Source organism: Streptomyces sp. NPDC002054 (assembly GCF_040296685.1).
Classification (GTDB): domain Bacteria; phylum Actinomycetota; class Actinomycetes; order Streptomycetales; family Streptomycetaceae; genus Streptomyces.
Genome location: NZ_JBEOXT010000002.1, coordinates 90819 through 116820 on the forward strand (window position 1 = coordinate 90819; position 26002 = coordinate 116820).

General features: G+C 71.6%; 20 protein-coding genes and 1 pseudogene. 12 read left to right on the forward strand and 9 right to left on the reverse strand.

Annotated features, from left to right (window positions below; translation table 11 throughout):
- Nucleotides 1–23 precede the first annotated feature (23 nt).
- From ABT123_RS02120 to ABT123_RS02130, 3 genes are all read right to left on the reverse strand, one after another.
- Complete coding sequence (locus ABT123_RS02120) at nucleotides 24–2033, reverse strand: ATP-binding protein (RefSeq protein ID WP_351308411.1); 2010 nt, start codon at nucleotides 2031–2033, stop codon at nucleotides 24–26.
- Complete coding sequence (locus ABT123_RS02125) at nucleotides 2030–2677, reverse strand: Pvc16 family protein (protein WP_351308413.1); 648 nt, start codon at nucleotides 2675–2677, stop codon at nucleotides 2030–2032. Before ABT123_RS02125 ends, ABT123_RS02120 begins: the two co-directional genes overlap by 4 nt.
- A 145-nt stretch (nucleotides 2678–2822) precedes the next feature.
- Nucleotides 2823–3491, reverse strand: a complete 669-nt coding sequence (locus ABT123_RS02130) for a helix-turn-helix transcriptional regulator (RefSeq protein WP_351308416.1) — start codon at nucleotides 3489–3491, stop codon at nucleotides 2823–2825.
- 230 nt (nucleotides 3492–3721) lie between these two features.
- On the opposite strand from ABT123_RS02130, the pseudogene ABT123_RS02135 reads away from it, so the two are divergent.
- From ABT123_RS02135 to ABT123_RS02145, 3 genes and pseudogenes are all read left to right on the forward strand, one after another.
- Nucleotides 3722–4342: pseudogene (locus ABT123_RS02135) on the forward strand (eCIS core domain-containing protein); the annotation flags it as partial.
- Between the two features lie 108 nt (nucleotides 4343–4450).
- A complete protein-coding gene (locus tag ABT123_RS02140) occupies nucleotides 4451–5218 on the forward strand; it encodes a DJ-1/PfpI family protein (RefSeq protein WP_351308419.1) in 768 nt (255 codons plus the stop codon).
- A gap of 179 nt (nucleotides 5219–5397) precedes the next feature.
- Nucleotides 5398–8484 carry a glycoside hydrolase family 3 protein gene (locus ABT123_RS02145; protein ID WP_351308421.1) on the forward strand — a complete coding sequence of 1029 codons (3087 nt, stop codon included), beginning with the start codon at nucleotides 5398–5400 and terminating at the stop codon, nucleotides 8482–8484.
- Nucleotides 8485–8538: 54 nt separating this feature from the next.
- Here the strand turns inward: ABT123_RS02145 and recQ are convergent, their stop codons facing one another.
- The gene (gene recQ / locus ABT123_RS02150) at nucleotides 8539–10557 is read right to left on the reverse strand and encodes a DNA helicase RecQ (protein ID WP_351308424.1); all 2019 of its coding nucleotides are present in this window, start codon (nucleotides 10555–10557) and stop codon (nucleotides 8539–8541) included.
- Between the two features lie 340 nt (nucleotides 10558–10897).
- Here recQ and ABT123_RS02155 point away from each other — a divergent pair, with 340 nt between their 5' ends.
- The 6 genes from ABT123_RS02155 to ABT123_RS02180 all read left to right on the forward strand — a co-directional run bounded on the left by ABT123_RS02155 (nucleotide 10898) and on the right by ABT123_RS02180 (nucleotide 16095).
- Entirely contained in the window at nucleotides 10898–12094 is a 1197-nt protein-coding gene (locus ABT123_RS02155; protein ID WP_351309008.1) for an ATP-binding protein, read from the forward strand.
- Nucleotides 12091–12492: a roadblock/LC7 domain-containing protein gene (locus tag ABT123_RS02160; protein ID WP_351308426.1), complete on the forward strand. Its 402-nt coding sequence runs from the start codon at nucleotides 12091–12093 to the stop codon at nucleotides 12490–12492. The genes ABT123_RS02155 and ABT123_RS02160 overlap by 4 nt, the downstream gene beginning before the upstream one ends.
- Nucleotides 12489–12866, forward strand: a complete 378-nt coding sequence (locus tag ABT123_RS02165) for a DUF742 domain-containing protein (RefSeq protein ID WP_351308429.1) — start codon at nucleotides 12489–12491, stop codon at nucleotides 12864–12866. The genes ABT123_RS02160 and ABT123_RS02165 overlap by 4 nt, the downstream gene beginning before the upstream one ends.
- Entirely contained in the window at nucleotides 12841–13434 is a 594-nt protein-coding gene (locus tag ABT123_RS02170) for a GTP-binding protein (protein ID WP_351308432.1), read from the forward strand. Before ABT123_RS02165 ends, ABT123_RS02170 begins: the two co-directional genes overlap by 26 nt.
- A gap of 13 nt (nucleotides 13435–13447) precedes the next feature.
- Nucleotides 13448–14788 (forward strand): cytochrome P450, encoded by a 1341-nt coding sequence (locus ABT123_RS02175; RefSeq protein WP_351308435.1) that lies wholly within the window; start codon nucleotides 13448–13450, stop codon nucleotides 14786–14788.
- Nucleotides 14789–15078: 290 nt separating this feature from the next.
- Nucleotides 15079–16095 (forward strand): tryptophan dimethylallyltransferase family protein, encoded by a 1017-nt coding sequence (locus tag ABT123_RS02180; RefSeq protein WP_351308438.1) that lies wholly within the window; start codon nucleotides 15079–15081, stop codon nucleotides 16093–16095.
- Between the two features lie 19 nt (nucleotides 16096–16114).
- Here the strand turns inward: ABT123_RS02180 and ABT123_RS02185 are convergent, their stop codons facing one another.
- Complete coding sequence (locus tag ABT123_RS02185) at nucleotides 16115–17425, reverse strand: flavin-containing monooxygenase (RefSeq protein WP_351308441.1); 1311 nt, start codon at nucleotides 17423–17425, stop codon at nucleotides 16115–16117.
- 463 nt (nucleotides 17426–17888) lie between these two features.
- Between ABT123_RS02185 and ABT123_RS02190 the strand changes: the two genes are divergently transcribed.
- Nucleotides 17889–18356: a helix-turn-helix domain-containing protein gene (locus ABT123_RS02190; protein WP_351308444.1), complete on the forward strand. Its 468-nt coding sequence runs from the start codon at nucleotides 17889–17891 to the stop codon at nucleotides 18354–18356.
- Entirely contained in the window at nucleotides 18353–18910 is a 558-nt protein-coding gene (locus tag ABT123_RS02195; RefSeq protein WP_351308447.1) for a toxin, read from the forward strand. The genes ABT123_RS02190 and ABT123_RS02195 overlap by 4 nt, the downstream gene beginning before the upstream one ends.
- 1 nt (nucleotide 18911) lies before the next feature.
- On the opposite strand, the gene ABT123_RS02200 is transcribed toward ABT123_RS02195, so the two are convergent.
- Genes ABT123_RS02200 through ABT123_RS02210 form a run of 3 tightly spaced genes read right to left on the reverse strand, consistent with a single transcriptional unit; the run spans nucleotide 18912 to nucleotide 25224 of the window.
- Nucleotides 18912–19853 (reverse strand): NAD-dependent epimerase/dehydratase family protein, encoded by a 942-nt coding sequence (locus ABT123_RS02200; protein WP_351308450.1) that lies wholly within the window; start codon nucleotides 19851–19853, stop codon nucleotides 18912–18914.
- Nucleotides 19850–21253: a M1 family metallopeptidase gene (locus tag ABT123_RS02205; protein ID WP_351308453.1), complete on the reverse strand. Its 1404-nt coding sequence runs from the start codon at nucleotides 21251–21253 to the stop codon at nucleotides 19850–19852. The genes ABT123_RS02200 and ABT123_RS02205 overlap by 4 nt, the downstream gene beginning before the upstream one ends.
- 44 nt (nucleotides 21254–21297) lie before the next feature.
- Nucleotides 21298–25224: a Pls/PosA family non-ribosomal peptide synthetase gene (locus ABT123_RS02210; protein WP_351308455.1), complete on the reverse strand. Its 3927-nt coding sequence runs from the start codon at nucleotides 25222–25224 to the stop codon at nucleotides 21298–21300.
- Nucleotides 25225–25440: 216 nt separating this feature from the next.
- On the opposite strand from ABT123_RS02210, the gene ABT123_RS02215 reads away from it, so the two are divergent.
- Nucleotides 25441–25773 (forward strand): hypothetical protein, encoded by a 333-nt coding sequence (locus ABT123_RS02215; RefSeq protein ID WP_351308458.1) that lies wholly within the window; start codon nucleotides 25441–25443, stop codon nucleotides 25771–25773.
- A gap of 35 nt (nucleotides 25774–25808) precedes the next feature.
- On the opposite strand, the gene ABT123_RS02220 is transcribed toward ABT123_RS02215, so the two are convergent.
- Nucleotides 25809–25997, reverse strand: coding sequence for a DUF6381 family protein (locus tag ABT123_RS02220; protein WP_351308461.1), 189 nt, complete (start codon nucleotides 25995–25997; stop codon nucleotides 25809–25811).
- Nucleotides 25998–26002 lie beyond the last annotated feature (5 nt).

Below are 26002 nucleotides of genomic sequence, written 5' to 3' on the forward strand. Positions count from 1 at the left end.
CACGGGCCCGCGGCGGAACACTGCTACCAGCCGCCCTCGCCCGGCACCAGGCGGCCCGCCTTGCGGTACTCGCGGCGGGCCCCCTCCAGCAGGTCGGCGGTGGTGACCGGGCCGCCGCGGCCGGCCGCAGCGTAGGCGGCAGTGACCACGGCGCTGCGGATCGACCCGCCGGCCAGCTCGAAGTCGCGGGCGCACGCACCGGGGTCGGTGCCCTCCGCGCACGGCACCCGGACGAGGCTGTGCCGCCACAGCGCCAGCCGCTGCTGAGCGTCGGGGAACGGGAAGTCGACCACCAGGTCCAGCCGCCGGGTGAACGCCTCGTCGATATTGGCCCGCAGATTGGTGGTGAGCAGGGCGATGCCGTCGAAGGACTCCAGGCGCTGGAGCAGGTAGGCGCTCTCCATGTTGGCGTAGCGGTCGTGCGCGTCCTTGACCTCGGAGCGCTTGCCGAAGACGGCGTCGGCCTCGTCGAACAGCAGCACGGCGTCGGTGCGGCCGGCCTCGGTGAAGATCCGCTCCAGGTTCTTCTCGGTCTCGCCCACGTACTTGTCGACGATCGAGGAGAGCTGGACGACGTAGAGGTCGAGGCCGAGTTCGGCGGCCACGACCTCGGCCGACAGCGTCTTTCCGGTACCGGATTCGCCGGCGAAGAGCCCCAGGACACCGTGGCCCCGGCCACCGCCGGCGCTGAGCCGCCAGTCACCGAGGACCCGGTCGCGGTGGCGGGCGCGCAGGGCAAGTTCATGCAGCTGGGCCAGGGGCTTGTCCGGCAGGACGAGGTCCTCCCAGCCGACGTCGGGCCGGATCCGGCGGGCGTGCCGCTCCAGACCGGACGCGGACTGCTGGCGGGCGGCCAGCCGCAGATGGGCGGCGGTCGTCGGGGTGCCGTCGAAGGCGGCGAGCTCCCGGGCGGCGCGCGCGGCCCGGACGATCCGGTCGCCGCCGAGGTGGTACGGGGCGACGGTCGCGGCCAGGTCGAACCCCGGCTCCTCGCCGAGCGCGGCCGACCACGCCGCCTCGGCTCCGGCCGGCAGCCGGGGCGCGTCCAGGACCAGCGGGTCACGGTCCTCGCACCACCGCGGGTCGTAGGGCCGCTCACCGATGAACACCATGGGGACCTCGGCCGAGGCCAGCGCCCGGAACAGCGGGCCCGGATCGTCCGGAACCTGTGACACGACGAGCCCGCAGCCGCGCAGCCGGGCCTCGCGGAGGAGCTCCGGGCACGGTACGTCGCCGTCGCCGCCGGCCGCGGCGGCGCTGACGTGCAGGGCGTCGAGACGGGCTGCCCGCAGGGCCGCCGCGGCCACGGCCAGTCCGTCGCCCTCGCGGTGTTCGCGCAGGTAGACGGTGAGTGGGGCGGCGGTCAGCCGCTCGGCAAGCCTGCGGGTGAAGTCCTCGTCGTACGGTCCGGTGGGCGCCGCGAGCGGGCGTATGTGCCCGGTGAGCGCGGCGTCCGGGCCATCGTCGCCGAGCAGATGGGCGATCAGCCGGTCGGGGACGCGCAACGTACGGCTGAGGAAGGGGCGTTCGGGCTCCTCGACCTCGACCAGACCGAGCGCGGACAGCGGCGCCGAGGGATGGAACCTGGCCCGCGCCCACGCCAGGTGCACGGGAAGTCCGCACAGGTCGAGGGCGAGCCCGGTGGTCGCCCGGCGCCGGCTGACGTCGTCGTTCAGGTAGCCGTACAACGGCTCGAAGGTGCGGTCGACATCGGGCGCGAGGGCGATCAGCAGCAGGCCGGCGTCCAGCTCGGTGAGTCCGTTCCGTTCCACGAGCCGCGCCAGCCGGTCGTCGCCCGTCGCCGCGGCCTCAGGCATCGTCCGGTCCAACGCCTCTGCCTCGGCCTCTGCCGCTGCCGCGCCGGGCACGGTGGCCAGCAGGTGCCGTACGGCGTCGTCGGAGAGGTACAGACCGCGCAGCGGGTCGGCTGCGGTGGGATCGGTGACGCTGCGCTGCTCGACCAGCAGGGCAACCCGGTCGCGGACCCGGGCCAGCCGTGCGAGGAGCGCGTGGGCGGAGGCGTACGGGGTCATCGCTGTCGTGTCTCCTGACTCGCACCGTGCCGCTGCCGGTGCAGCCGTACCGGCGAGTCCTCCAGGCTGCCGTCGATCGCGCGTACCCGCACCGCGGCGCCCTCCGTGACCGGTGGCCCGGCGTCGTACTCGGGGAACGCCGGAAACGGGGCGGTGACCACCACGTCCAGGGACGGCTTGAGTTCGCCGCCGAGGGCGGACCAGATCTCGGCCAGGGACCGCGACTCGGTCTGGATCCCGGCGACCGTGAGCGGCACCGACAGTCCCAGCGCACCCAGCGAGCCCGGGAGTTCACTCGCCGGCAGCATTTCGCGGGGCAGCAGGGTGGCCAGCACCGCGGAGAGCAGCCGGTGTTCGTCCTTGGGCTGCTTCGTCCAGGCCGTGACGAGATAGGACAGCCGGAACCAGCGGGGCGGCTGACGGCGTTTCATCACCGCTCCCCGGTCGTCCTTGACCGGCACCGTGCCGCGCTGGCGTCGGCCCACGTCCTCACGGATGTCGTACAAATAGGCGTTGACGGCAGTGGTGTTGCGCCGGGCAGCCCAGTCGCGGGTCGGAGCCTCGAAGGAGACCTCAATACCGGAACCGGCCAGCGCGCCTCCGTTCAGCAACCGTTCGAGGACCTCGTCCACCTCGTGGATCATCGTCGTGCTCCCGCCTTGCCCGATGTGCCGCAATCCTTTTCGTCGCCGCGGCCGCCCGCAAGCACTCGGGGGACGGAGCGAGGGCCGACCCCGGCGTCCGGGCGGCCCTGCGCCGTTGCCCTCGAGGTCCTCGAGGTCCTCGGGGTCAGATGTAGCCCTCCCGCAGGGCATAGGCCACGGCGTGCGCCCGGTTGCGCAGGTACAGGCGGGTGGTCAGCCCGTGCATCACGTTCTTGACGGTGCGTTCGGAGTAGGAGAGCTTGCCGGCGATCTCGGCGGTGTCCAGCCCCTCCGCGACCAGCCGCAGGACATCCACCTCGCGGGCCGTCAGCCCCGTCGCGGGCGCGCCGGTACGTCCGTCGGCGGATCGCTGGAGCGTACCCACCTGGCTCAGCAGCCGGCCGAGCAGGTCGGCCGGGAGGTCGCCGTCGCCCCGCGAGGCCGCGAGCACGGCCTGCAGCAGACGGGGCGCGGTGGCCTCGCGGCGCCAGACGACCGCCCCGACACCGCACTCGATGACATCGAGGAGTTCGGCCTCCCGCACGGCGCTCACCACGAGGACGGCACGGGCCCCTTCGCCGCGCACCACCCGGCGCAGCCGCGTGAACGTGGTCTCGTCCAGCGTCTCGCCGATCAGCACCGCCACGGTCCCGGGCCCGGTCTCCGCCTCGTCACGAAGGTCGATCGCCGGATGCGACCGCAGCTGGCTGATCACCCCCGCGCGGGAGATCGGATCCGCCGCGTGGACCACCACCGGGATCCGGTGGTCCGGATCCCCGGTTCCCGTGCCCGTGCTCCGGAATGAGTCGTGCATGTGATTCCCCCCTCCCCGTAAGGCCGGCTGCGTCGCTGAACGCGCCGGCTCGTTCATGGTCGACCGAGGGCGCTCCGGCCCGGTAGGCATCCACCGCTTACGGAAGGCTTACGCCCCTACCGGCGCGCGCTCTGCCCGTGCGGACACCGCACACTGCCCCTGCGCACCTGGACCCGTCGCGACACGGCACGTAAAAGTGGGCCGAACCGCCACCCGAGGAAGGCCCGCCCATGCACGCTTCCGACAAGGACAAGGACAAAAACAAGGACGCCAACGCCGGACACGGCCGCACCCGGAACCACCGCCCCGCGACGTCCGGAACCGGCACGCCGCTCCAGGGGCTACAGGGCACCGCCGGAAACGCCGCCGTCGTCCAGATGCTCCGCCAGGCCGGACACTCCTGGGGGCAGGACCGGCACCAGCACGGCGCCGGCTGCGGTCACCCGGCGGAACAGCCCCCCGTGCAGGCCCCCGTACAGCGCTCCGCCGTCCACGGTGTCCTGAGCGGGAACGGCCGTCCCCTGGACGACGCCACCCGGACCGACATGGAAGCACGGCTCGGCGCCGACTTCTCCGATGTCCGCATCCACACCGGCAGCGCCGCGAAGGCATCCGCGGCCGAGCTGGGCGCGCGCGCCTACACCTCGGGCAGCAACGTGGTCATCGGAGAGGGCGGCGCGGACAAGCACACGCTCGCCCACGAGCTGACCCACGTCATCCAGCAGCGTTCAGGACCGGTGGCCGGCACGGACCACGGCAACGGACTGCGGGTGAGCGATCCGTCCGACCGGTTCGAGCGCGAGGCCGAAGCGAACGCCACCCGTGTGCTGTCCCAGAGCGTGCCGGTGGGTCAAGTGGAGAACAAGTAGCAGGGAACTCCGGCACGTGGGCCCGCGACCAACTCCTCGCAGGGCCGCTGAGCGGCAGCGGTCCGGACGCGATGGACGGAGACTGGTGGCATGGTGGAGTTCAACCGTCGGAACGCACTGATGGCAGCGGCGGGCGCGGGAGCCGCCTTCGCCGCGGCAAGCCCGGGGGCTGCGGCCACGGCCGCGGTCGCACCGGCGGTCGCACCTGCAGCCGGATCGCGCGGGCGAACCGCGCACAATCCGCTCCGGGTCCACATCGTCCTGTTCGACGGCGCCGAGGAACTCGACGTGTTCGGCCCGCTGGAGGTGTTCGCGGCAGCGGCTGCCATGGGGCATCCCGTACGCCCCCTGCTCGTCACGAGCGGGCAGCCCGGGCGGGTCACCGCGAGCTTCGGCACCGACATCGCCGTGCCCGGCGCCTGGGACCCCGGGGCGGCTGACGTGATCGTCGTCCCCGGCGGCGGCTTCAAGAACAAGCAGGCGCCGGGTGTCTGGGCCGAGATCCAGAAGGGTGTCCTCACCCGCGAACTGCGCCGCGCCGAACGCCCGTCCCTGACCCTGCTGGGCGTATGCACCGGCGTGGTCGTCCTGCACGCGGCCGGCCTGATCGGGCGCCGCCCCTGCACCACGCACCACCGCGCCCAGCAGTACCTGAAGGACCAGGGCGCCGACGTACGCACCGTCCGCGTGGTCGACGACGGCAACCTGGTGTGCGCGGGCGGCATCAGCTCCGGGATCGACGGGGCCCTGTGGATCCTGGAGCGGGAGATCGGTTCGCCGGCCGCGACGAGCGTCGAGGCTCTGATGGAGTTCGAACGCCGGGGCACCGTGCTGCGGACGGGGCGCGAGCGCGGCTGAGCGGGTCCGGTCCAGGTCCAGGCCTCCGCCCCCGCGTTCAACCACTGAACGGAGAAACGTTTCCTCTGCCACGGAGGGCGACTTCGGGCCACTCCTGTCGCGAAGTCTTGACGACATGCGGCCGTATCAGTTGACTCACGCGGTGTCCCGTCCGGTGGTATAGACCTCGGAGGCATCTCGTGAACACGGCACGCCCCTGGACCAGATCCGCCCTGCTCGCCACCGCGAGCCTGCTCGCCGCCCTGCTCCCCCTCGGCGCGGCCCTGGCGTCCCCCGCCGCCGTCGCGGCGGACCCTCCCCCGGCCGCCGTCGACCGCTTCGAGGGTGAGATTCCGTTCGCCGGCCCGCCCGCCGAGGGGATCTTCCCCTGGGGCAGCGACGCCGACGACCCGCCCCGGCTCGTCCTGGCGGAACGCGCCGACGCGCCCGAGGGCGCGAAGGTGCTGCACGGCTCGTACGACATCAGCGGGTGGGGCGGCTTCAGCCACGACTTCGCCTTCGACCGGCCCGCCCAGGACTGGACTGCCCGCAAGGGCATCCGGTTCTGGTGGTACGGGCGGAACACGGCGCCGCTGCCGCCCGGTTCCGGCCCGCGCGTGCACTTCGAAATCAAGGACGGCGGCGCCAACGGCGAGGCGTCCGAGCTGTGGACGACCTCCTTCACCGACGACTGGGAGGGCTGGCACCTCGTCGAGCTGCCGTTCTCGCAGTTCGAGTACCGCACCGACTACCAGCCGGTCGGCGGCATCGACCAGGTGCTCGGCCTGCGCGAGATGTGGGGCTACGCCCTCACCCTCCCGCCCGGCCGGCCGGGCGAGTTCCAGATGGACGCGGTCGAGCTGTACGGCGCCGCCGACCCGGTCGTACAGACCAGGGTCCTCACCGATGCCGCCGTTCACCCTGTGAAGGAAGGCGGCACGGCCGACATCCGGATCTCCGTGGCGACCACCGGCTCCGTGCCCCTGGCCGAGCCGGTGACCGTCGCCTACGCCACCCGCGGCGGCACCGCCAGCCCCGGCGCCGACTACCGGCCGGTGACCGGCACCCTCACCTTCCCCGCCGGCACCCCCTCCGGCACCTCCCGCAAGGTCACCGTCATCACGGACCGGGACCGCGACGGCGAGACCGCCGAGACGGTACCGCTCGCCCTGACGGTGACCGGGGCGCGGCCACCCGCCGAGGACCCGCAGGTGGTCATCGATGCGCACGGGCTGCCGTACCTGGACCACCGGCTGCCGGTGCAGAAGCGGGTGGCCGACCTGCTCGGCCGGATGACGCCGGAGGAGAAGGCCGGCCAGATGACCCAGGCCGAGCGCAACGCGCTCAAGGCCCCGGGGGACATCGCGGCGTACGCGCTCGGCTCGCTGCTCTCCGGCGGCGGCTCCGTCCCGACGCCCAACACCCCAGCGGCATGGGCCAAGATGATCGACGGCTACCAGCTGCGCACCCGCGCGGCACGCCTGCAGATCCCGCTGATCTACGGCGTGGACGCCGTCCACGGCCACAACAACGTCATCGGGTCCACGATCATGCCCCACAACATCGGGCTGGGTGCGACCCGCGACCCCGCGCTCGCCGAGCGGACCGGCGCCGTCACCGCCGCCGAGGTCCGGGCCACCGGCATCCCGTGGGACTTCGCGCCCTGCCTGTGCGTGACGCGCGACGAGCGCTGGGGACGGTCGTACGAGGCCTTCGGCGAGGACCCGGCGCTGGTCACCGCGATGGAGACGGTCATCCCCGGCATGCAGGGCGCGCCGAACGGCAAGGATCTTCACCGCAGCGACAAGGTGCTGGCCACCGCCAAGCACTACGCGGGCGACGGCGGCACCGAGTTCGGCTCGTCCGCCACCGGCTCCTACACGATCGACCAGGGAATCACCCGGGTGACCCGGCAGGAGCTGGAGGCGGTGCACCTGGCGCCGTTCCGGGAGGCGGTCCGGCGCGGGGTGGGCACGGTCATGCCGTCCTACTCCTCGGTCGACATCATCGGCGACGCCGCCGGCCCGGTGAAGATGCACGCCAACGCGGAGCTGATCAACGGCGTCCTGAAGGACCGGATGGGCTTCAGGGGTTTCGTGATCAGCGACTGGCAGGCCATCGACCAGATCCCGGGCGACTACCCGAGTGATGTGCGGACCTCGGTGAACGCCGGTCTCGACATGATCATGGTGCCGACCGCGTACCCCGAGTTCCGTGCAACGCTCGTCGCGGAGGTCGCGGCCGGCCGCATCCCGATGACCCGGATCGATGACGCGGTGTCCCGGATCCTGGAGCAGAAGTTCCGGCTCGGACTGTTCGAGAAGCCGTACGCGGACACGTCGGGGCTCGCCCGCGTCGGCTCGGCGGAGCACCGGGCGGTGGCCCGCGAGGCGGTGGCGAAGTCCCAGGTGCTGCTGAAGAACGAGGGCGGGCTGCTCCCGCTCAAGCCCTCGCAGAAGGTGTACGTCGCCGGGTCCAACGCCGATGACCTCGGCAACCAGGCGGGCGGCTGGACCGTCACCTGGCAGGGCTCGTCCGGGGACATCACCGAGGGGACGACGATCCTGGAGGCGATGCGGAAGGCGGCGGCCCCGGGTGCCATCACCTGGTCCGAGGACGCCTCCGCTCCGCCGGCCGGCCACGATGTGGGGGTGGTGGTCGTCGGGGAGACCCCGTACGCGGAAGGCGTCGGCGATGTCGGCAACGGCCACGACCTGGAGTTGTCGGCGGCCGACAAGGCGGCGGTCGACCGGGTGTGCGCCGCGATGAGGTGCGCAGTGCTGGTCGTCTCCGGGCGTCCGCAGCTCATCGGCGACCGGCTGGACCGGATGGGGGCGCTGGTCGCCTCCTGGCTGCCGGGCACGGAGGGCGACGGCGTCGCCGACGTGCTGTACGGCAGGCGCCCGTTCACCGGGCAGCTCCCGGTGACCTGGCCGCGCTCCCAGGAGCAGCTGCCGGTCAATGTCGGTGACGCGGCGTACGATCCGCAGTTCCCGTACGGCTGGGGCCTGACCACCCTCGGCGCGCCGCCGGCCGGCGGCGAGGACGCCCTGCGGGCGCTGGCCGCCGCGGCGGCGGTCCTGGACCAGGCGGGCGGCGGCCGTTCGGAGGCGGGCCGGGTGCTGGCGGGCCGGGCCCGCGCGATCGTCCAGCAGCAGCTCGGCCCCCATCCCACCGCGGCGGCGGCGAAGCCCTTCGCGGAGGCGGACCACCTGCTGCTCACCGGTGACCTGCGGGGCGCAGTGGCGAAGCTGACGACGGCGTACCGGGCGGCCGGCACCCGGTGATCCGAGAACGGCCGGCCGGGGCGGCGGGTGCGCCCGCCGCCCCGGCCGGTCCGGCTACTCCCAGTCGTCCCAGGGCGGGTCGATCTCGTCCTCGTCGAAGGGCGGCTCTTCGTCGTACGGCGCCGCGGGCGCGTCCGCCGGTGCGGGTGTGGCGCGCGCCGGGAGGGACTCGGCCGGGGGCGCGGCGGCGGGGGCGGGCACCGTGGCGTGGGACTGGGCCAGGGTGTCCTGGGCCAGGGTGTCGAGGACACCCTCGGCGTACTTGGCGAGCTTGGCCTCGCCGACCCCGCCGATCGTGCCCAGCTCTTCCACGGTGGCCGGGAGGCGCGTCGCGATCTCGCGCAGCGTCGCATCGTGGAAGACGACGTACGCCGGTACGCCCTGCTCGCGTGCCGTCGCGGCCCGCCAGCTGCGCAGCGCCTCGAAGACCGGTACGGCAGCCGCCGGAAGGTCGACCGGGACCCGGGCACCCTTCCCGGAGCGGGACCCCGATTCCTTGCGGGCCGGGCCGGCGGGCGCCTTCTCCTTGCGCATCGTGACGCTGCGGCGCCCGCCCAGCACCTCACCGCTGCCGTCGGTCAGCACCAGCGTCCCGTAGTCGCCCTCCACGGCCAGCAGCCGCAGCGCCAGCAGCTGGCGTACCACCCCGCGCCACTCGGCGGTGCCCAGGTCCGACCCGACGCCGAACACCGAGAGGGCGTCGTGGTCGAACTGGATGACCTTGGCGGTCTTCTTGCCCTGCAGGATGTCGATGATCTGGCCGGCGCCGAACTTCTGACGCCGTTCCTTGGCCAGCCGCCACACCGTGGACAGCAGTTTCTGCGCGGCGACCGTCCCGTCCCAGGACTCGGCCGGGGTCAGGCAGGTATCGCAGTTGCCGCACGGCTCGCCCGACTGCCCGAAGTACTCCAGCAGCCGCGTCCGGCGGCAGTCGACCGTCTCGCACAGCGCGAGCATGGCGTCCAGGTGCATCCCCAGGGAGCGTCTGTGCGCCTCGTCGCCCTCGGAGCCGTCGATGAGCTTGCGCTGCTGGACCACGTCCTGCAGGCCGTACGCCAGCCAGGCCGTGGCCGGCTCGCCGTCGCGGCCCGCGCGGCCGGTCTCCTGGTAGTAGCCCTCGACCGACTTCGGCAGGTCGAGGTGCGCCACGAAGCGCACGTCCGGCTTGTCGATGCCCATGCCGAAGGCGATCGTGGCCACCACCACGACCCCGTCCTCCCGCAGGAAGCGCGCCTGGTTCGCGGCACGCGTCCGGGCGTCCATTCCGGCGTGGTACGCCACGGCGTCGATGCCCTGCTCCACCAGGAAGGCGGCGGTCTTCTCCACCGAGGCCCGCGAGAGGCAGTACACGACTCCGGCGTCCCCGTCGTGCTCGGCCCGGATCAGCTCCAGCAGCTGCTTGAGCGGGTTGTTCTTCGGCACGATGCGGTACTGGATGTTCGGCCGGTCGAAGCTGGCGACGAAGTGCCGGGCCTCCCCCAGGCCCAGCCGCGCCGCGATCTCGGCGTGGGTGGCCTCGGTGGCCGTCGCGGTCAGCGCGATCCGCGGCACCTTGGGCCAGCGCTCGTACAGCATGGACAGCGCGAGGTAGTCGGGCCGGAAGTCGTGGCCCCACTGGGCGACACAGTGCGCCTCGTCGATCGCGAAGAGCGACACCTTGCCCCGGTCGAGCAGCCGCTGGGCGCTCTCGGTGCGCAGCCGCTCGGGCGCCAGGTAGAGCAGGTCGAGCTCGTCGGCGAGGAACGCCTGCTCGACGGCCTGCCGCTGGTACGGGTCCTGCGTCGAGTTCAGGAATCCGGCCCGCACCCCGAGGGCGGTGAGGGCGTCCACCTGGTCCTGCATCAGTGCGATGAGCGGCGAGATCACGACGCCCGTGCCTTCTCTGACGAGCGCCGGGATCTGGTAGCAGAGCGATTTGCCGCCACCGGTCGGCATCAGGACGAGGGCGTCGCCGCCGCCCACGATCTGCTCGATGATCTGCTGCTGCTCGCCGCGGAAGGAGTCGTAACCGAAGACGCGGTGGAGCACCCGCAGAGCATCGGAGATCTCGGGGGACGCATCCGGAAGGGCCATTGGAGAAGCCTAACGGCACCCGCCGACACCCCGGTCCGGTCCACCCGGACCGCCGTGGGGGCCACCGGCCCCCACAGAGCAATTCCAAGCCATCCGAGAAATGTCGCGCGAACTCCTTGCACATGTGCGGCCCGCCCGGACACCCCCAGCCTCGAAAGCCATAGAACTGCGCTTATCGGACACATACCCCTCACTCATTAACGCCCTGTGAAGACGGCCGAATGACGGTCAATGCCCACCGGACTGCGGCATGCTGACGATTGGTCACCTGTTCACGCCCAGTGATACGATCATCGTACTTGCGGGTACGGATGACCGTCAGTCGCCTGAAGAGAGTCTTATGACGCATTACATACAGAACCCAGTGCTCTGGGTCCTCCTCGCCGCCTTCATCGGCGCAGTTGCCGTCATTGTTCGCCAGCACAAGGCGAGCCGGGTTCAACTGCTCGAGATCGAGGAGATCACATCCCACTACACCGAGCTGGAGAATAGTTTCTCGAAATCGGTGGAAGCGGAAAAGGAGCAGGCCCAGGCTGCGACGAAAACGGTCCTCAAGTCCGCGATGCGGACGCTTCAGGGACTTGCCGCCGAACAGCAGTCGGTCATCTCCGGACTGCAGCGCAAGTACGGCGAGTCCGTCATTCTCCAGGATCTCCTGGAGATCGACCACACGAACTCCCAGTTCGGACGCCGCGCGCAGTCCATCGCCGTGTTGTGCGACGGCTGGCTGGGGCGACAGCGCGACGTCGCCTCGGTTTATGACGTGGTCCGCAGCGCACAGGGCCGGATCCGGCACTTCCGGCGGGTGGAAATCCTTTCACAGGTCGACTTCGGTATCAACAGCCGTGCCGTCGAGCCGGTGGCACTGACTCTCGCCGAGCTGCTCGACAATGCCACCAGCTATTCCAGCCCGGACACCGTGGTCGAAATCAATATCCGTACCGTACCCAAGGGTATTTGCATCGTTGTCGACGATGCCGGTGTCGGAATGAACGACGAGGAGCGGGCCAGGGCGGAAAAGCTCCTGTCGACGGAGCGGGTCTCCGGAGTTTCCGGACTCGGCAGCCCCCCGCAGTTCGGATTCGCGGTGATCGGCGTGCTCTGCGAGCGCTTCGGCTTCGAGGTGTCCGTGGACACCAGCTCGCCGTACGGAGGCGTCCGCGCGGTCCTCCTCCTGCCGCACGAGCTTCTGACCGGCATGCCGGAGAAGCAGGCCCCGGCGCCGGCACACCCCGTCAACTCCGCCGTCTCCGCTGTCCCCGGCGCCTCCGGGCCGGACCAGTGGGGCCCCGAACCCTCGGCGGCCACGCCCGCCACCATCGACGGCCTGCCGCAGCGCCGCCGCAAGCGGCCGATGGTCATCGTGCCCGGCAGCACGCCGGACACCACCACCGCGACGCGCTCCGGCGCCGAAACCGCGGCGATCATGGGGGCCTTCCAGCGGGGCACACAATACGGACGGGCCACCCGCTCGGACGCGGCGGATCAATCGAGCAGCACACGTGATGCGAGCAGCGAAGGGCATGAGATCTCGTGAACGACGATCTGTCATGGATGCTTGACAGCGCCTTGGAGATTCCCGGGGCGCTGCATGCGGTCCTGGTCTCCGCCGACGGCCTGCTGATGGCCCGGACGAGGGACTTCGGCAAGGACAACGCGGACACCGTCGCCGCCGCGATGAGCGGTGTGCAGTCGCTCAGCCGCTCGCTGAGCTTCTTCGTCGACGGAGGCAACCTGCAGTGGCGCCAGACCCTGGTCGAGTTCGACGGTGGCTGGGTCTTCCTGATCTCCGCCGGTAAGGGCGCGTACCTCGGTGTTTCCGCCTCGCCGGACGTCGACATGCAGGACATCACGTTCCGCATGCAGCAGCTCGTCGGCCAGCTGGGCAAGGCCCTGACGACGCCGCCGCGCGAGAACCTCGGCGCCCACTCATGACCGGTTTCGGTGAACTGGAGCCCGAGGCCGCGGATTTAGTTCGTCCGTATGTCATCACCAAGGGGCGCGGCCTGCCCGACGAGGCGCAGCTGTCCCTGATCACCCTGGTCACCGCGGCAGGCGACGAGCAGCAGCGTCCCACCCAGCTGTCTCCCGAGGAGCAGAACCTGCTGGAGCTGTGCACCGCCGGCTACCTCTCGGTCGCCGAGATCGCGGGGCACACGCACCTGCCCATGGGTGTGGTGAAGATCCTCCTCTCCGCCCTCACCGAAGGCGGCTACCTCATCACCCGCCCTCCCGTGCAGCGCGCCACGCTCACGGACCGACACATCCTCGAGGAGGTACTGAATGGACTCCGCGCCAAGTTTGGGTGAGCAGGCGTACGTCCGAGGCGGAGCGACCCAGACCGCGGTGAAGATCCTCGTCGTCGGTCACTTCGCCGTGGGCAAGACCACCTTCATCGGTGCGATATCGGAGATCCCTCCGCTGAAGACCGAGGAGACGATGACCCGCGCCGGCGAGTCCTTCGACGACCTCAAGGGGGTCCGGAGCAAGACCACCACCACGGTGGCCATGGACTTCGGCCGTCTGACCATCAGCGACCGTGTCGTGCTGTACCTGTTCGGCACGCCCGGTCAACAGCGTTTCGTGCAGATGTGGGAGGACATGGCGCGCGGCGCGCTCGGCGCGCTGGTGCTGGTCGACCCCGAGCGGCTGGCGGACTCCTTCGCCGTGATCGACCTGATCGAGCACTACGGCCTCGACTACGCGATCGCCGTCAACCACTTCGACGGCACGCCGGACCGAACGGAACGGGCGCTGCGCGAGGCGCTGGACCTGCTCGACGACACCCCGGTCGTCACCTGCGATGCGCGCGACGAGAAATCGTCCGCCGACGCCCTGATCACACTCGTCCGACATCTGCTGTACCGCGCTCACTAGGAGCAGAAACAACATGCACGCTCAGCCCACCGCCCCCGTTCCCCCACCCGGGTGCCCTGCCCACGACGCCGGCGGCCGGGTACCCCTGTACGGTCCGGAGTTCGCGGCCGACCCGCAGGCGTACTACGCCTATCTGCGGCACTTCGGCCCGACCGCGCCCGTGGAGATCGCTCCGGGGGTGGACGCCACCCTCGTCACCGATTACGCGACGGCGCTGCAACTCCTCCAGGACTCCGGCTCCTTCCGCAAGGACGCGCGCCGCTGGCGGGACCTCAACGAAGGCCGGATCAGCCCGGACAACCCGGTCGTGCCCATGCTGGCGTACCGGCCCAACTGCATGTTCAGCGACGGCGCCGAACACCTGAGGCTGCGCCAGGCGGTCACGGACAGCATGGCCCGCGTCGACACGCGCCGGCTGGCGCAGAGCACCGAGCAGATCTCCAACTACCTCATCGCCCAGTTCGGTTCACGCGGCTCCGCCGACCTGCTCGGCGACTACGCCAAGCAGCTGCCGCTGTTCGTGTTCAACGAGCTCTTCGGCTGCCCCGCCGAGGTCGGTGACCGGGTGCTGTTCGGCACCACCGGCCTGTTCGACGGCGTCAACGCCGAAAAGGCGGCCGAGGTGCTGTTCGGAGCCGTCGGCGAGCTGGTGGCGCTCAAGCGGGCACGGCCGGGCGACGACGTGACCTCCTGGCTGATGCAGCACCAGGCGAGGCTGACGGATGAGGAGATGGTCCATCAGCTCGCCCTGCTCCTGGGCGCGGGCACCGAGCCGCTGCGCAACCTCATCGGCAACACCCTGCACCGGCTGCTCACCCACGACGTGTACGCCCACAAGGGCGGTCTGATCGACGAGGCCCTCGACGACACGTTGTGGGAGAACCCGCCCATGCAGAACTTCGCGCCGCACTATCCCGCGGCCGACATGGAGTTCGCCGGGCAGCACGTGCAGGCGGGCGAGCTCATGCTGGTCGGTCTGACGGCCGCCAACACCGGGCCGACGCTGATGGCGGCGCGCCAGGCCGGCAGCAACCGGGCCCATCTGGCCTGGAGCGCAGGCCCGCACGCCTGCCCGTCGAAGGATCCCGCCCGGCAGATCACCGTCACCGCCGTCGAGAACCTTCTCAACCAGCTCCCCGACGTCGAGCTCGCCGTGCCCGAGGACAGCCTCGTCTGGCGTCCCGGCCCGTTCCACCGGGGCCTCAACACGCTGCCTGCCCGGTTCACGCCGGTCGAGACCGCACGCCGGCCCGTGTCCCAGGCGCGTACCGAGGCGGCCGAGCCCGGCCATGGGGACAACAGGCGCGAACGCACCGGAAAGTGGAGCCAGTTCCTCAACTGGCTAACGAAGTGATCAAGGTAACTCGCCCCGGCTCCCCCGTCCCTGCATGAACTTCTGCCTCAGGGGTAGTGAGGAACGCATTGTTCCCAGCTGCTGATGAGGCCAAGGAGGTGTTCGTGGACCACATATCCGCCGACGCCGTTTTCATGCAACACCCCAACGAGCCGGGCCCCCTCGATACCCGCCCATCCGGGCGGGTATCTTCTTGGGCGCTCAGGCGCAGGACGGAATCGCTCGGCGGTCACGCGGCGAGACAGGTCCTGCGACTGGGCGAGGCCGTGGGGTTGAGCGGGGCCGACTCCGTGGAGTATGCACAAACGCTGCTCACCGTGCTGGGCCCCGCTGCCGATCGGCCGCTCGATCTGCCGCCCGAGCCCTCCTTCCTCTCCGACGACCACACGCCGGTGGAGTTCTCGCTCGCCTTCGTCCCGGATGCGGACCCGACGCTGCGGGTGCTGCTGGAGCCCGGGTACGGCGCCGGCAGCCTGGCGGAGAACGGGCGCGTCGGACTGCGTGCCGTCCGCGAGATGGCGCGGCGATGGGGGTTCGGCACCACACAGCTGGACGATCTCGAGGACCTTTTCTTCCCGCCCGACCCCGAGGGCCCGCTGGCCCTGTGGTGCGCCCTGGAGCTGCTCCCCGGCGGGGTCCCCAAGGCCAAGGTGTACCTGAACCCCGCGGCGCGCGGGCAGAAACGTTCCGCCGCTACGGTGCGCGAGGCACTGCGCCGGCTCGGCCACCGCCGGGCGTTCGCCGCGCTGCCCGAGGGCGACCGCCATCTGTTCTTCGCCCTGGACCTGGGTGACTGGGAAGAGCCCCGGGTGAAGGTCTACGTCGTCCACCAGGACCTGTCGGCAGCGGAGGCGGCCGGACTGTCCCGGGTGGCCGGCGGCCCGGCGCAGACGGAGATCAAGCAGTTCTTCCGCACGGCGGCCGGGCACGACGCCGACGGCATCGAGTACCCGGACGTACCGCTCGACCGGCGGCCGGGCCTGAGCTGCCACGCCTTCACCGAGAGCCGGACCGGCCTGCCCAGCGGGTTCACCCTGCACATCCCGGTCCGCGACTACGCCCGTCACGACGGGGAGGCCCTCGACCGGGCGGTGGCCGTGCTGCGCCGCCACGGCATGGACCCCGCGCCGCTCGTCCGGTCCCTGTCCGCCGTCACCTCGCGGCAGCTGCAGGACGGGGTCGGGCTCATCGCCTACCTGGGGCTCGTCCACCAGCAGGGCCGGCCGCCGCGGATGAACGCGTACATCTCCTCGGAGGCGTACGCGGTCAGGCCGCCGCTGCCGGAGGCCGTCATCGGCATGAGCTGACGGCCCCCGAGCCCGAGCCCTACGCGTCCTGCAACTCCCGCAGCTCCCGCAGGTAGGGGCCGACGTCCACCTGGATGGAAGCCCCCTCCGTCCGCCCGTAGCGCGCCTCGATACCGCTCAGGTACGTGCCGATCTCCTCGCGCATGATGTCCGCGGACGGCAGGGTGACCTCGCCCTCGACGATCCGCGCCACCCACTGCGACTGGGCCTCCACCAGGCGCGTGATCGAGCCCATCGGCCGGATCAGACCGACGAAGTACAGACCGGGCCGGTCGGCATCGACCACGCGCTTGTACAAGGTCACCGCCTGCTGCCGCGGCCCCGCCGGACACCCGGCGGGCAGGAACGGGAAGTCCATGCGGAATCCGGTGCAGTAGACGATCGCGTCCGCCTCCGCCGACGTCCCGTCGGCGAAGGACACCGTGCTGCCGTCCAGGGATTCGATCGCGGGCTTCGGGATCACCCCGCCGTGCCGTATCCGACTGAGGATCTCGTCCGAGATCGTCATGGCCGAGGCCAGGACCGGGTGGTCGGGCTCGGGCAGGCCGTAGTCCGACATCCTCCCCCGCGCCACGAGCAGCGCCTGCTCGACGAAGCGCTGCTGCTCCGGGAAGGGCATTTCGTTCAACCAGGGCGCATCGGCAATCAGATCCACGGACATCCCGAAGAGCTGCTTGGGCATGACGTGCAGCCCCCGGCGGACGGACAGCACGGTCTGCGCGGCGTGCCGGGAGAGGTCCACGGCGATGTCCACCCCCGACGCGCCCATCCCCACGACGATGACCCGCTGTCCGGCGAAATCGCTGCCGTCGCGGTAGTCCATCGAATGGAGAATCGTTCCGGCGAAGGAGTCGGAGCCGGGCGGCAGCGGCTTCGGCAGCGCCGGCTCCGTGTTGTGGCCCGAAGCCACGATGACCTGGGCGAACCGCCGCTCCGTCACCTCGCCCCGCGCGTCCCGGCTGGTGACCGTCCAGATGCCGTCGCCGCCCTGCCGTACGGAGAGCACTTCGGTCCGCAGTTCGATGCGGGGCAGCAGCCCGGCCCACTCGGCGAAGGACCGCAGATAGGCGGCGATATCGCTGTGGTGGGGATAGAGGGGCAGCTCGGACGGCATCGGGAAGGCGGTGTAGCCGGTGAGCTGTTTGGCAGTGTTCAGATGCAGCGACAGGTAGGCCGGGCCGTCCTCGCCGGCCCCCGGCTGGCGCCACAGCCCTCCGACGTCCGGTGCCTTCTCCAGGCAGACGAACTCGATACCCCTGGCCGCGAGTGCGTGTGCGGTCGCCAGCCCCGACAGGCCCGCACCGATGACGCACACGGTGGATCCCTCCACAGAACACCATCCGTCCTTGAACCGGGCGTTGACTCCCTGCGCAGGAACCCGGGGTGCCTCACGATACCGATCAACGTTTCGGTTGACCCGGTCGAGGTACAGGACGCGGGGTGACGACCGCGACACCAATAAATTCACGGCGGAGGTTGCCTGGCTCACCCAAGTCGCAGCCGCCTGCAGTAAGCTCGGCACCGCGAGTTGAGGGCTCCCACCCGGTTTGCATCCCCCGTCAAACCGGACGGAAGACTCCCGCGCCGGGCTGGCCCGGCCCATCCCCCGAGGGCCGGGCCAGTCCGACATCGCCGACGGTCAGCCCGGCGACCCCCTTGAGCCACGTGGCTGACAACTGTCGGCGAGACCCAACGTTGGCGGAGTCCGGCTCGATTGTCAACTGACCGCTAATCTGTGAGACTGCGGTATAGCCAAGAGCTATGCCGGGGAGGTGACGGGAGGAAGTTTCACCATGACCGAGACCGAGAACGGGGCCGAGAACGAGGCCGCCGACGACCGGCCGCTGCTCGCAGTGCGCCTCGACGACCTGTTCAAGACGGTCCGCCCCAAGGGCAGGCACTGGACCAACGCCGAAGTGGCGGAGGAGCTCAAGCGGGCCAACCCCGAGCTCAAGGTCGGCGGCGTGTACCTGTCGCAGCTGCGGACGGGGAAACGCTCCAACCCCTCCCCCGACCTGCTGGCCGGCCTCGCCCGCTTCTTCGGGGTCTCGGTCGCCTACTTCTTCGACGACCAGGTCGCCGAATCGGTGCTCGGCCAGGTCGCCGCCATCGAGGCACTGCGGCAGTCCGGGGTCCGCGCCGTGGCCATGCGCGCGGCCGGCATGAAGAAAGAGAACCTCCAGGCCATCACGGCCATCATGGACCAGTACCGGCAGATGCAGGGCCTGCCCCCCGTCACCGACACCACCGACCCCGCATGAAGGCCCCCTGGAAGGACCGGTCGGCCGATCACGACCGCCGCATCCGGCTCAAGAAGCTCCGGAAGGCCGGCGCCCGGCGGATCGCCGAACTCGACCTGCCGAAGGTGACCGATGTGGACGGGCTCTGCCACCACCTCGGTGAGGTGCGCGACCGTCCGATCACGCTGGTCCCGCTGCCGATGCCCGCGTCCCATCCGTGCGGCATGTGGGTCGCCGCACGCGACGAAGACCTGATCTTCTACGACGCCAACACCACCGGCGCGCATCAGGAGCACATCATCTTGCATGAGCTGGGGCACATCATCTGCTGCCATCGCGGTGCGGGCGGGCTGGACGAGGCGGCCTCCCGCCTCCTCTTCCCCGACCTCGACCCCGATCTCGTACGCGACATGCTCCTGCGCGCGACCTACGACGACGTCCAGGAACAGGAAGCGGAGATCATCGCCTACCTGCTCGCGCAGCGGATGGGCAACGCAACCGGACAGCGGCACGACGCGGCTCCGGACCCCGGAAAGAGCGCCCTGCTCAACCGGATCGAACGCACCCTGATCTGAGTCAGGCGAGCCCGCGCACCCGCGGTCGCCACCACTCCACCGTCGCCCGGAGCTGCTCCTCGAGAGGGGTGGCCCGCACCGCGAACGCGGCCTCGTACGCGCTCGAATCGATCACGAAGGGGCGGTCGAACTGGTAGCGGACCTCCTTCAGCTCGCGGATCAGCGGGGAGAAGAGCGAGGCGACGCCCAGCACCGCCGAGGGCAGCCTGCGCACCGGAACCGGCCGCGTTCCCGCCTGGGCCGCAAGCCGGTCGACCATCTCGCGGGTGGACAGCGCGGGCCCCGTCGGGACGTGCCAGGCGCGCCCCCAGGCCCGCTCCTCGCCCGCGACCTCGGCCAGGGCCCGGGCCACATCGGGGAGATAGGTCCAGCTGTGCGGGGTGTCCGGATCCCCGAGCGTGGACACCGGCTTGCCGCGCAGCAGCCGCGGCAGCACCCGCGCGGCCAGATGGCCGCCCTCGGTCACCCCGGGTCCGAAGAAGTCCGAGGCCCGCACCTCGACGGCCTTGATCCGGCCCTGCTCGTGCAGCTTCCGCGCCTGCTCCCACACGGCAGCGCGCACCCGCCCCTTGGGGCCGGTCGCCGCGAGCGGCAGTTCCTCGGTCATGGGGCCGTCCACCGGACCGTAGCCGTAGAGGTTCCCCAGCAGGACCAGTACGGCGCCGGTCGCCTCGGCCGCGGCACAGACCGACGAGGCCAGCGGCGGCCAGTCGGCCGCCCAGCGGTGGTAGGGCGGGGCCGCGCACTGGTGGATGGCCGCCGCGCCCTGCGCGGCTGCGGTCAGCCGCCCGCTGTCGGCCGCGTCCAGCGCGACATGCTCGATCCCGGGCTCCGGACTCCGGCCCGACCTGGTGACAACCCTTACCGAATGGCCCTGTTCGGCCAGCAGCCGAGCAGTGGCCGCACCGGCGGGCCCGAATCCCATGACGATATGAAGGCTCACCCACGCAGACTAGACCCTGGCGGGTAGCCGGGCCTCGCGGGTATCGACGGCAGGGCGGGCGGCGCGGGCGGCTTGGGCGGCGCCGGCAGCGGCGGGAGGGACGGCTCGTACAGCCAGGCCGAGAGCAGGTCGTCCAGCGGCTCGGCGGCGTAGCGGGACAGGTGGGTGGTGAAGGCGAAGGTGGTCACCACCCCGTTGCGGTGCACGGTGGCCCAGTCGCGCAGCATGCGGAAGAACGCGTCATCGCCGAGGGCGCAGCGGAACGCGTGCATGGCGAGGCCGCCGCGCTGGTAGAGGCGGTCGTCGAACATCAGCTTGCGGCCCGGGTCGACCAGCCGCAGGTCCTGCGGCTGCGAGGCCAGCAGCCGGTGTGCCGCGGCTGCCTGTGCGTGCGCGGTCCGGCCGCCGGAGCGCTCCGACCAGAGCCACTCCGCGTACTTGGCGAATCCTTCGTTCAGCCAGATGTGCCGCCAGTCGGCGATGCTCACGCTGTTGCCGAACCACTGGTGGGCGAGCTCGTGGGCGATCAGGCGCTCCGAACCGCGTGCGCCGTCCACATGGTTGGTGCCGAACAGGGAGAGGCCCTGGGCCTCCACCGGGACGTCCAGCTCCTCGTCGGCGACGACCACGGTGTACTCGCCGAAGGGATAGGGCCCGAACAGCTCCTCGAACAGCTGCATCATGGCGGGCTGCCGGGCGAAGTCGCGGGAGAACCGCGCCAGCAGGTGCGGCGGCACATGGGCGGTCTGCGGAACGCCACCGAGCCCGGGGTCGCCGAGCAGCACCGTCTGGAACATGCCGATGGCCAGGCCGACCAGATAGCTGGAGGTCGGCGCGGGCTGCTCGTACACCCAGGTGGTGGTGCTGGCCCTGGTCGTCCGGGTGAGCAGCCGGCCGCCGGCCACCACCGTGTAGGGGGACGGGGTGTTGACCGAGATGTGGTACGAGGCCTTGTCGGCGGGCCGGTCGTTGCACGGGTACCAGGAGGGTGCGCCGACCGGCTGGCTGGCCACCAGCGCCCCGTCGGTCAGTTCCTCCCAGCCGAGGCCGCCCCAGGGGCTGCGCACCGGCTTGGGGTTGCCTGACCAGTGCACCTCCACGGTGAAGGCGGCGCCGGCCGGCAGCGGCTTGGCCGGCCGGATGCGGAGCTTGCCGCCGCGGTGGGTGTATTGCGGCGCCCGGCCGTTGACCAGGACCCGGCCCGTCTTGAACTCGGCCAGGTTGAGGTGGAACTCGGTGAGCGGGGCCCGCCCGGCGATCGCGCTCAGCCGGGCCGTCCCGGCCAGCCGGTTGGGGCCGGGACGGTATTCCAGCGCGAGTTCGTACCGGTGCACGCGGTAACGGGGGTCGCCGTTGGCCGGAAAGTACGGGTCCGATACCGCGGTCTTCTCGCCGGTCACTGTCGTTTCCGCTCCCTGCACTGTGCTCGTACGCCGTGGCCCTTTCAGGACCGCCACGCCTCGATCGGATTGCCCAGCCAGCGGGTGTCGGCGGGGACGGATTCCCCGGCCATCACAAGGGAGGCGGGGCCCAGTGTGCTGCGGGCTCCGACCGTGCTTCCGGGCAGGACGATTCCGCCCGGGCCCAGGGTGGCGCCCTCGCGGAGGACCACAGTATCCGTCCGCAAGATCCGGTCGTGGAAGAGGTGTGTCTGCACCACGCAGCCGCGGTTCACGCTGACCGCATCGCCCAGCACCACCAGGTCCGTCTCGGGCAGCCAGTAGCTCTCGCACCACACGCCCCGGCCGATCCGGGCCCCCAGTCCGCGCAGCCACAGGGTCATGGCGGGCGTACCGGGCACCGATCCGACCAGCCACGGCACGGCCAGGACCTCGACGAAGGTGTCGGCCAGCTCGTTGCGCCACACGAAGCCGCTCCACAGCGGGTGCTCCCCCGCCCGGTGCCGGCCCACCAGCAGCCACTTCGCAGCCACCGCGACCACGCACGCGAGGGCACCGGCGGCGAGCAGGACCGCTCCGGACAGCAGTGCCGTCGCCCAGATGCCCGGCCCGCCCGTGGTGCTCAGTGCGCAGAGCGCCGCCACGGTCAGTACGGCCAACGCGGCCGAGCAGAACACCGGGACGAGCCGGCACAGCTCCACCAGGCCGCGCGCCCACAGCAGGTGCGCGGGCGGCTCGTACGTCCGGCTCTGATCGGCGTCCGCGGCGGACCGCGGCAGCCGGACCGGCGGCAGGCCCAGGTAGGAGCTGCCCTTCTTGGCCTTCTTCGGGGTGGCGGACAGGACGCCGACCAGCCCGTCGTCCGGCACGCTGCGACCCGGAGCGGTCATTCCGGAGTTGCCGAGGAAGGCCCGGCGGCCGATCTCGGAGTGTCCGATCCGCATCCAGCCGCCCCCCAGTTCATAGGGGGCTGTCAGGGTGTCGTCGGCGAGGAAGGCCCCTTCGCCGACGGTGGTGAGGCTCGGCAGCGCGAGCACGGTGGACACCTCCGCACCCCGGCCGATCTTCATACCGAGCAGCCGCAGCCACACGGGGGTGATCAGCCCGGCGTACAGCGGGAACAGCGTCTGCCGGGACAGGTCCATCAGCTGGGTGACCGTCCAGGCCTGCCAGCCGACCCGGCTGTGGGTGGGATGGCTTCCGGTCCGCAGCCCGAGGCTGAGCAGACGTACCGAGACCAGCAGCAGCAGCGCGTACGCGAACCCGAAGGCGAGCGCCCCGGGCACCACGGCGATCAGCGCCCCGCGCAGGGCCTCGGCGAGCCCGGCGCCGGCGGGTACGAACCGGCTGGCCACCAGGAGGGCGGGCAGGGTGGCGAGCACGGGCAGGGCCGTCAGGCAGAAGCCGGTCGCCCCGTATATGGCCCGCCAGTGGACCGCGCGCGGCGGGCGCTCCTTGGGCCAGTTGTGCTTGGCCCTGCCGAGCTTGCCGGCGGGCGCTCCGGCCCAGCGCTGGCCGGTCGGGATCTGGCCGACCACGGCGGAGCCGGGTGCCACCTCGGCCCGCTTGCCGACCCGCGCACCGGGGAAGAGGATGCTGCGGGTGCCGACCACCGCCCCCGCACCGACCTTGACCGGGCCGATGACGAGCCGGTCCCCGTCCAGCCAGTGCCCGCAGAGGTCCACCTCGGACTCCACGGCGCAGCCGCGGCCGAGCTTGAGCATGCCCGTGACCGGGGGCAGCGAGTGCAGGTCCACCTCGGGGCCGACCTTGGCGCCCAGCGCCCGGGCGTAGCGCTCCAGCCAGGAACCGGTGAGCGAGGTCGCGCCGACGTACTCGGCGAGCCGTTCGGCCGTCCACAGCCGCAGGTGCACGCTTCCGCCGCGCGGGTGGCGTCCTGCGCTCACCCCGCGCAACAGCAGGCGGGCGCCGCCGGCCGCGATCGCCAGCCGGCCCGGCGGGCTGTAGAGCAGCACGGCGCCGGCGGCGACCGCCCACCACGAGGCAGTCGGCGCCCACGGGTAGGGCCCGAACCAGTGCAGGACGTTGCCCAGGGCCAGCAGCGCCACCGTCCAGCGCAGGCCGACCAGGGTGAACAGCGGGAGCAGCAGGAGGCACTGCAGCACCTTGGTCCGGAGCGGTACCGGGGCGACGGTCCGGGCCGCGCCGTCGTCCTGGACGGACTTCTCCAGCCGCCGGGCGAGCTTGCGCAGGGTGGGCTGCTGGTAGATGTCGAGGACGGCGGCGCTCGGGTAGCGGGTGCGCAGCCGGGTGGTGAGCTGGGCGGCGGCGAGGCTGTTGCCGCCGATGGCGAAGAAGTCGTCGGTGGCACCGGCGACGGTCACGCCGAGGGTCTCGCTCCACTGCTCGGCGAGCCAGGCCTCGGTGCCGTACAGCTGCTCGGCCGGGCCGGTGGTCTCCAGTTCGGGCAGCGGCCAGGGCAGTGCGTCCCGGTCGACCTTGCCGGAGGTGCGGGTCGGCAGTTCCTCGACCGGTGCGAGCAGCGGGACGAGGGCGGCGGGCAGTTCGGCGCGCAGCCGTTCGACGGCCGCCGCGTGGTCCCAGCCCTCCTGGGTGACCAGGTAGCCGACGAGCAGCTGGTTGCCGCTGCGGGCGGTGCGGACGGCGGCTGCCGCGCCGGCCACACAGGGCAGGGCCTGGAGCGCGGCGTCCACCTCGCCCAGCTCGATCCGGCGACCGCCGAGCTTGATCTGCTCGTCGCCGCGGCCGAGGAAGACCAGCCCCTCCGGCTCGGCACGGACCAGGTCGCCGCTGCGGTAGGCCCGCTGCCAGCCGAGGGATTCCAGCGGGGCGTACTTCTCGGCGTCCTTCTCGGGGTCGAGGTAGCGGGCCAGGCCGACGCCGCCGATCACGAGCTGGCCGCTGCCGCCCATGGGCACCGGTTCGCCGGACTCGTCGACCACGGCCAGTTCCCAGCCGTTCAGCGGGAGGCCGATCCGGATCGGTTCCTCCCCGGTCAGCAGGGAGGCGCAGGCGACCACGGTGGCCTCGGTGGGGCCGTACGTGTTCCAGACCTCGCGGCCCTCGGTGACCAGGCGCTGGGTGAGCTCGGGCGGGCAGGCCTCGCCGCCGAAGATCAGCAGCCGGACCTCGTTGAGGGTCTCGGGCTCCCAGAGGGCGGCCAGGGTCGGCACGGTGGAGACCACGGTGATCTCCTGCTCCACCAGCCAGGGGCCGAGGTCGGCACCGCTGCGCACCTGGGAGCGGGGTACGGGCACCAGGCAGGCGCCGTAGCGCCAGGCCAGCCACATCTCCTCGCAGGAGGCGTCGAAGGCGACGGACAGGCCGGCCATGACCCGGTCGCCGGGTCCGATGGGCTCCTCGGTGAGGAAGAGCGCGGCTTCGGCGTCCACGAAGGCGGCGGCGCTGCGGTGGCTGACGGCGACGCCCTTGGGCTTACCGGTGGAGCCGGAGGTGAAGATGATCCAGGCGTCGTGCTCGGGGCCGGGCCGGACGGCGGGGGCGCCGGTTCCGTCGGCGGCGGTGGTGGCGGTGGTGTCGATGCGCTGTCCGGCGCCCAGCACCGCCCGCACCCCGGCCTCGGCGAACACCAGCTCGGCCCGCTCGTCCGGGTCCTCGGCGTCCACCGGCACGTAGGCGGCCCCCGCCGCGAGCACGGCGAGGATGTCCGCGTACAGCTCGTTGGTCCCGGACGGCACCCGTACGCCGACCCGGTCGCCGAGCCCCACCCCGGCGGCGGCCAGGGCCCGCCGCCTGCGGTCGACCTCGGCGGCCAGCGCCCGGTAGGTCAGCCGGGCGGTGCCGTCGTCCAGGGCGAGCTCGTCGGGGTACGCCCGTACGGAGGCCTCGAAGACGTCGACGAGGGTGCGCGTGGGGGCGGCGGGCCCGGCGGAGAACCGGGCGGATTTGCCCGGCTCGGGGTCTTCGTGGAGCTGCGGGTCCTCGTCGTCGAGCAGAGTGGGTTCACCGCGCTCAGGTGTGGCTGACATCGGCCCTCGCGTCTCGTTCCCGGACATGTCCGGGTCGCCGGGGGAGCCCAGGTGTGCCCGGGTTGTTCCGTTCCAGCGCCAAACAACCCGCCAGCTTAGTACGTCATCAAGAATTTTCTCGTTGAAGGCTTGCGCGTGGCGGGGAAGGGACGGTTCGCGTTCGACACGCCAAGTGGGGCGAGTGACGATGAAAGGGACCTTGTGGGAGGAAGAACGATGAACCGACGTACACGCCTCACCCTGTTCACCCCCCTGGTGGCCGGCACGCTCGCCCTCGCCCCCGCCGCCTTCGCAGGAGGCTCCGCCGCGGTGGCCGCCCCCCTTGCCACGTGTTCCATCTCCGGCGTCCTCGACAACGGAAAGGTTCACCTTTCGGGCGGCGGGTTCCAGCCGGGCGTCTCCTCGTTCCTGTCCTCGCCGACCGCGGCCGGCGGACAGTTCCGGATGGGCGACGACGGCGGGTTCGTGATGCTGAACGTGGAGAACGCGAAGTACACCGTCTCGCAAGGGAACGACCGCACCGAGTGCAGCGGCTTCATGGGGTCATAACCCCCTGAACCGGCGCACCCGGCCGGCCGGGTCGTTCACATGGGATCCATGGTTCCCGCGCCCGGTCCGTTCACCCGCTCGCTCTTCTCCCGGATCCGCCGCGCCTTGTCCATCAGCCGGTCGTGTTCGGCCGGGTCCGTGGCGTGCACCGCCTCCTGTTCCAGCTTCTGGGCCTTGTCGCGCATGTTTCGCGCGGCTCCTTCACGCTCCTGCGACCAGGTCATCGTCA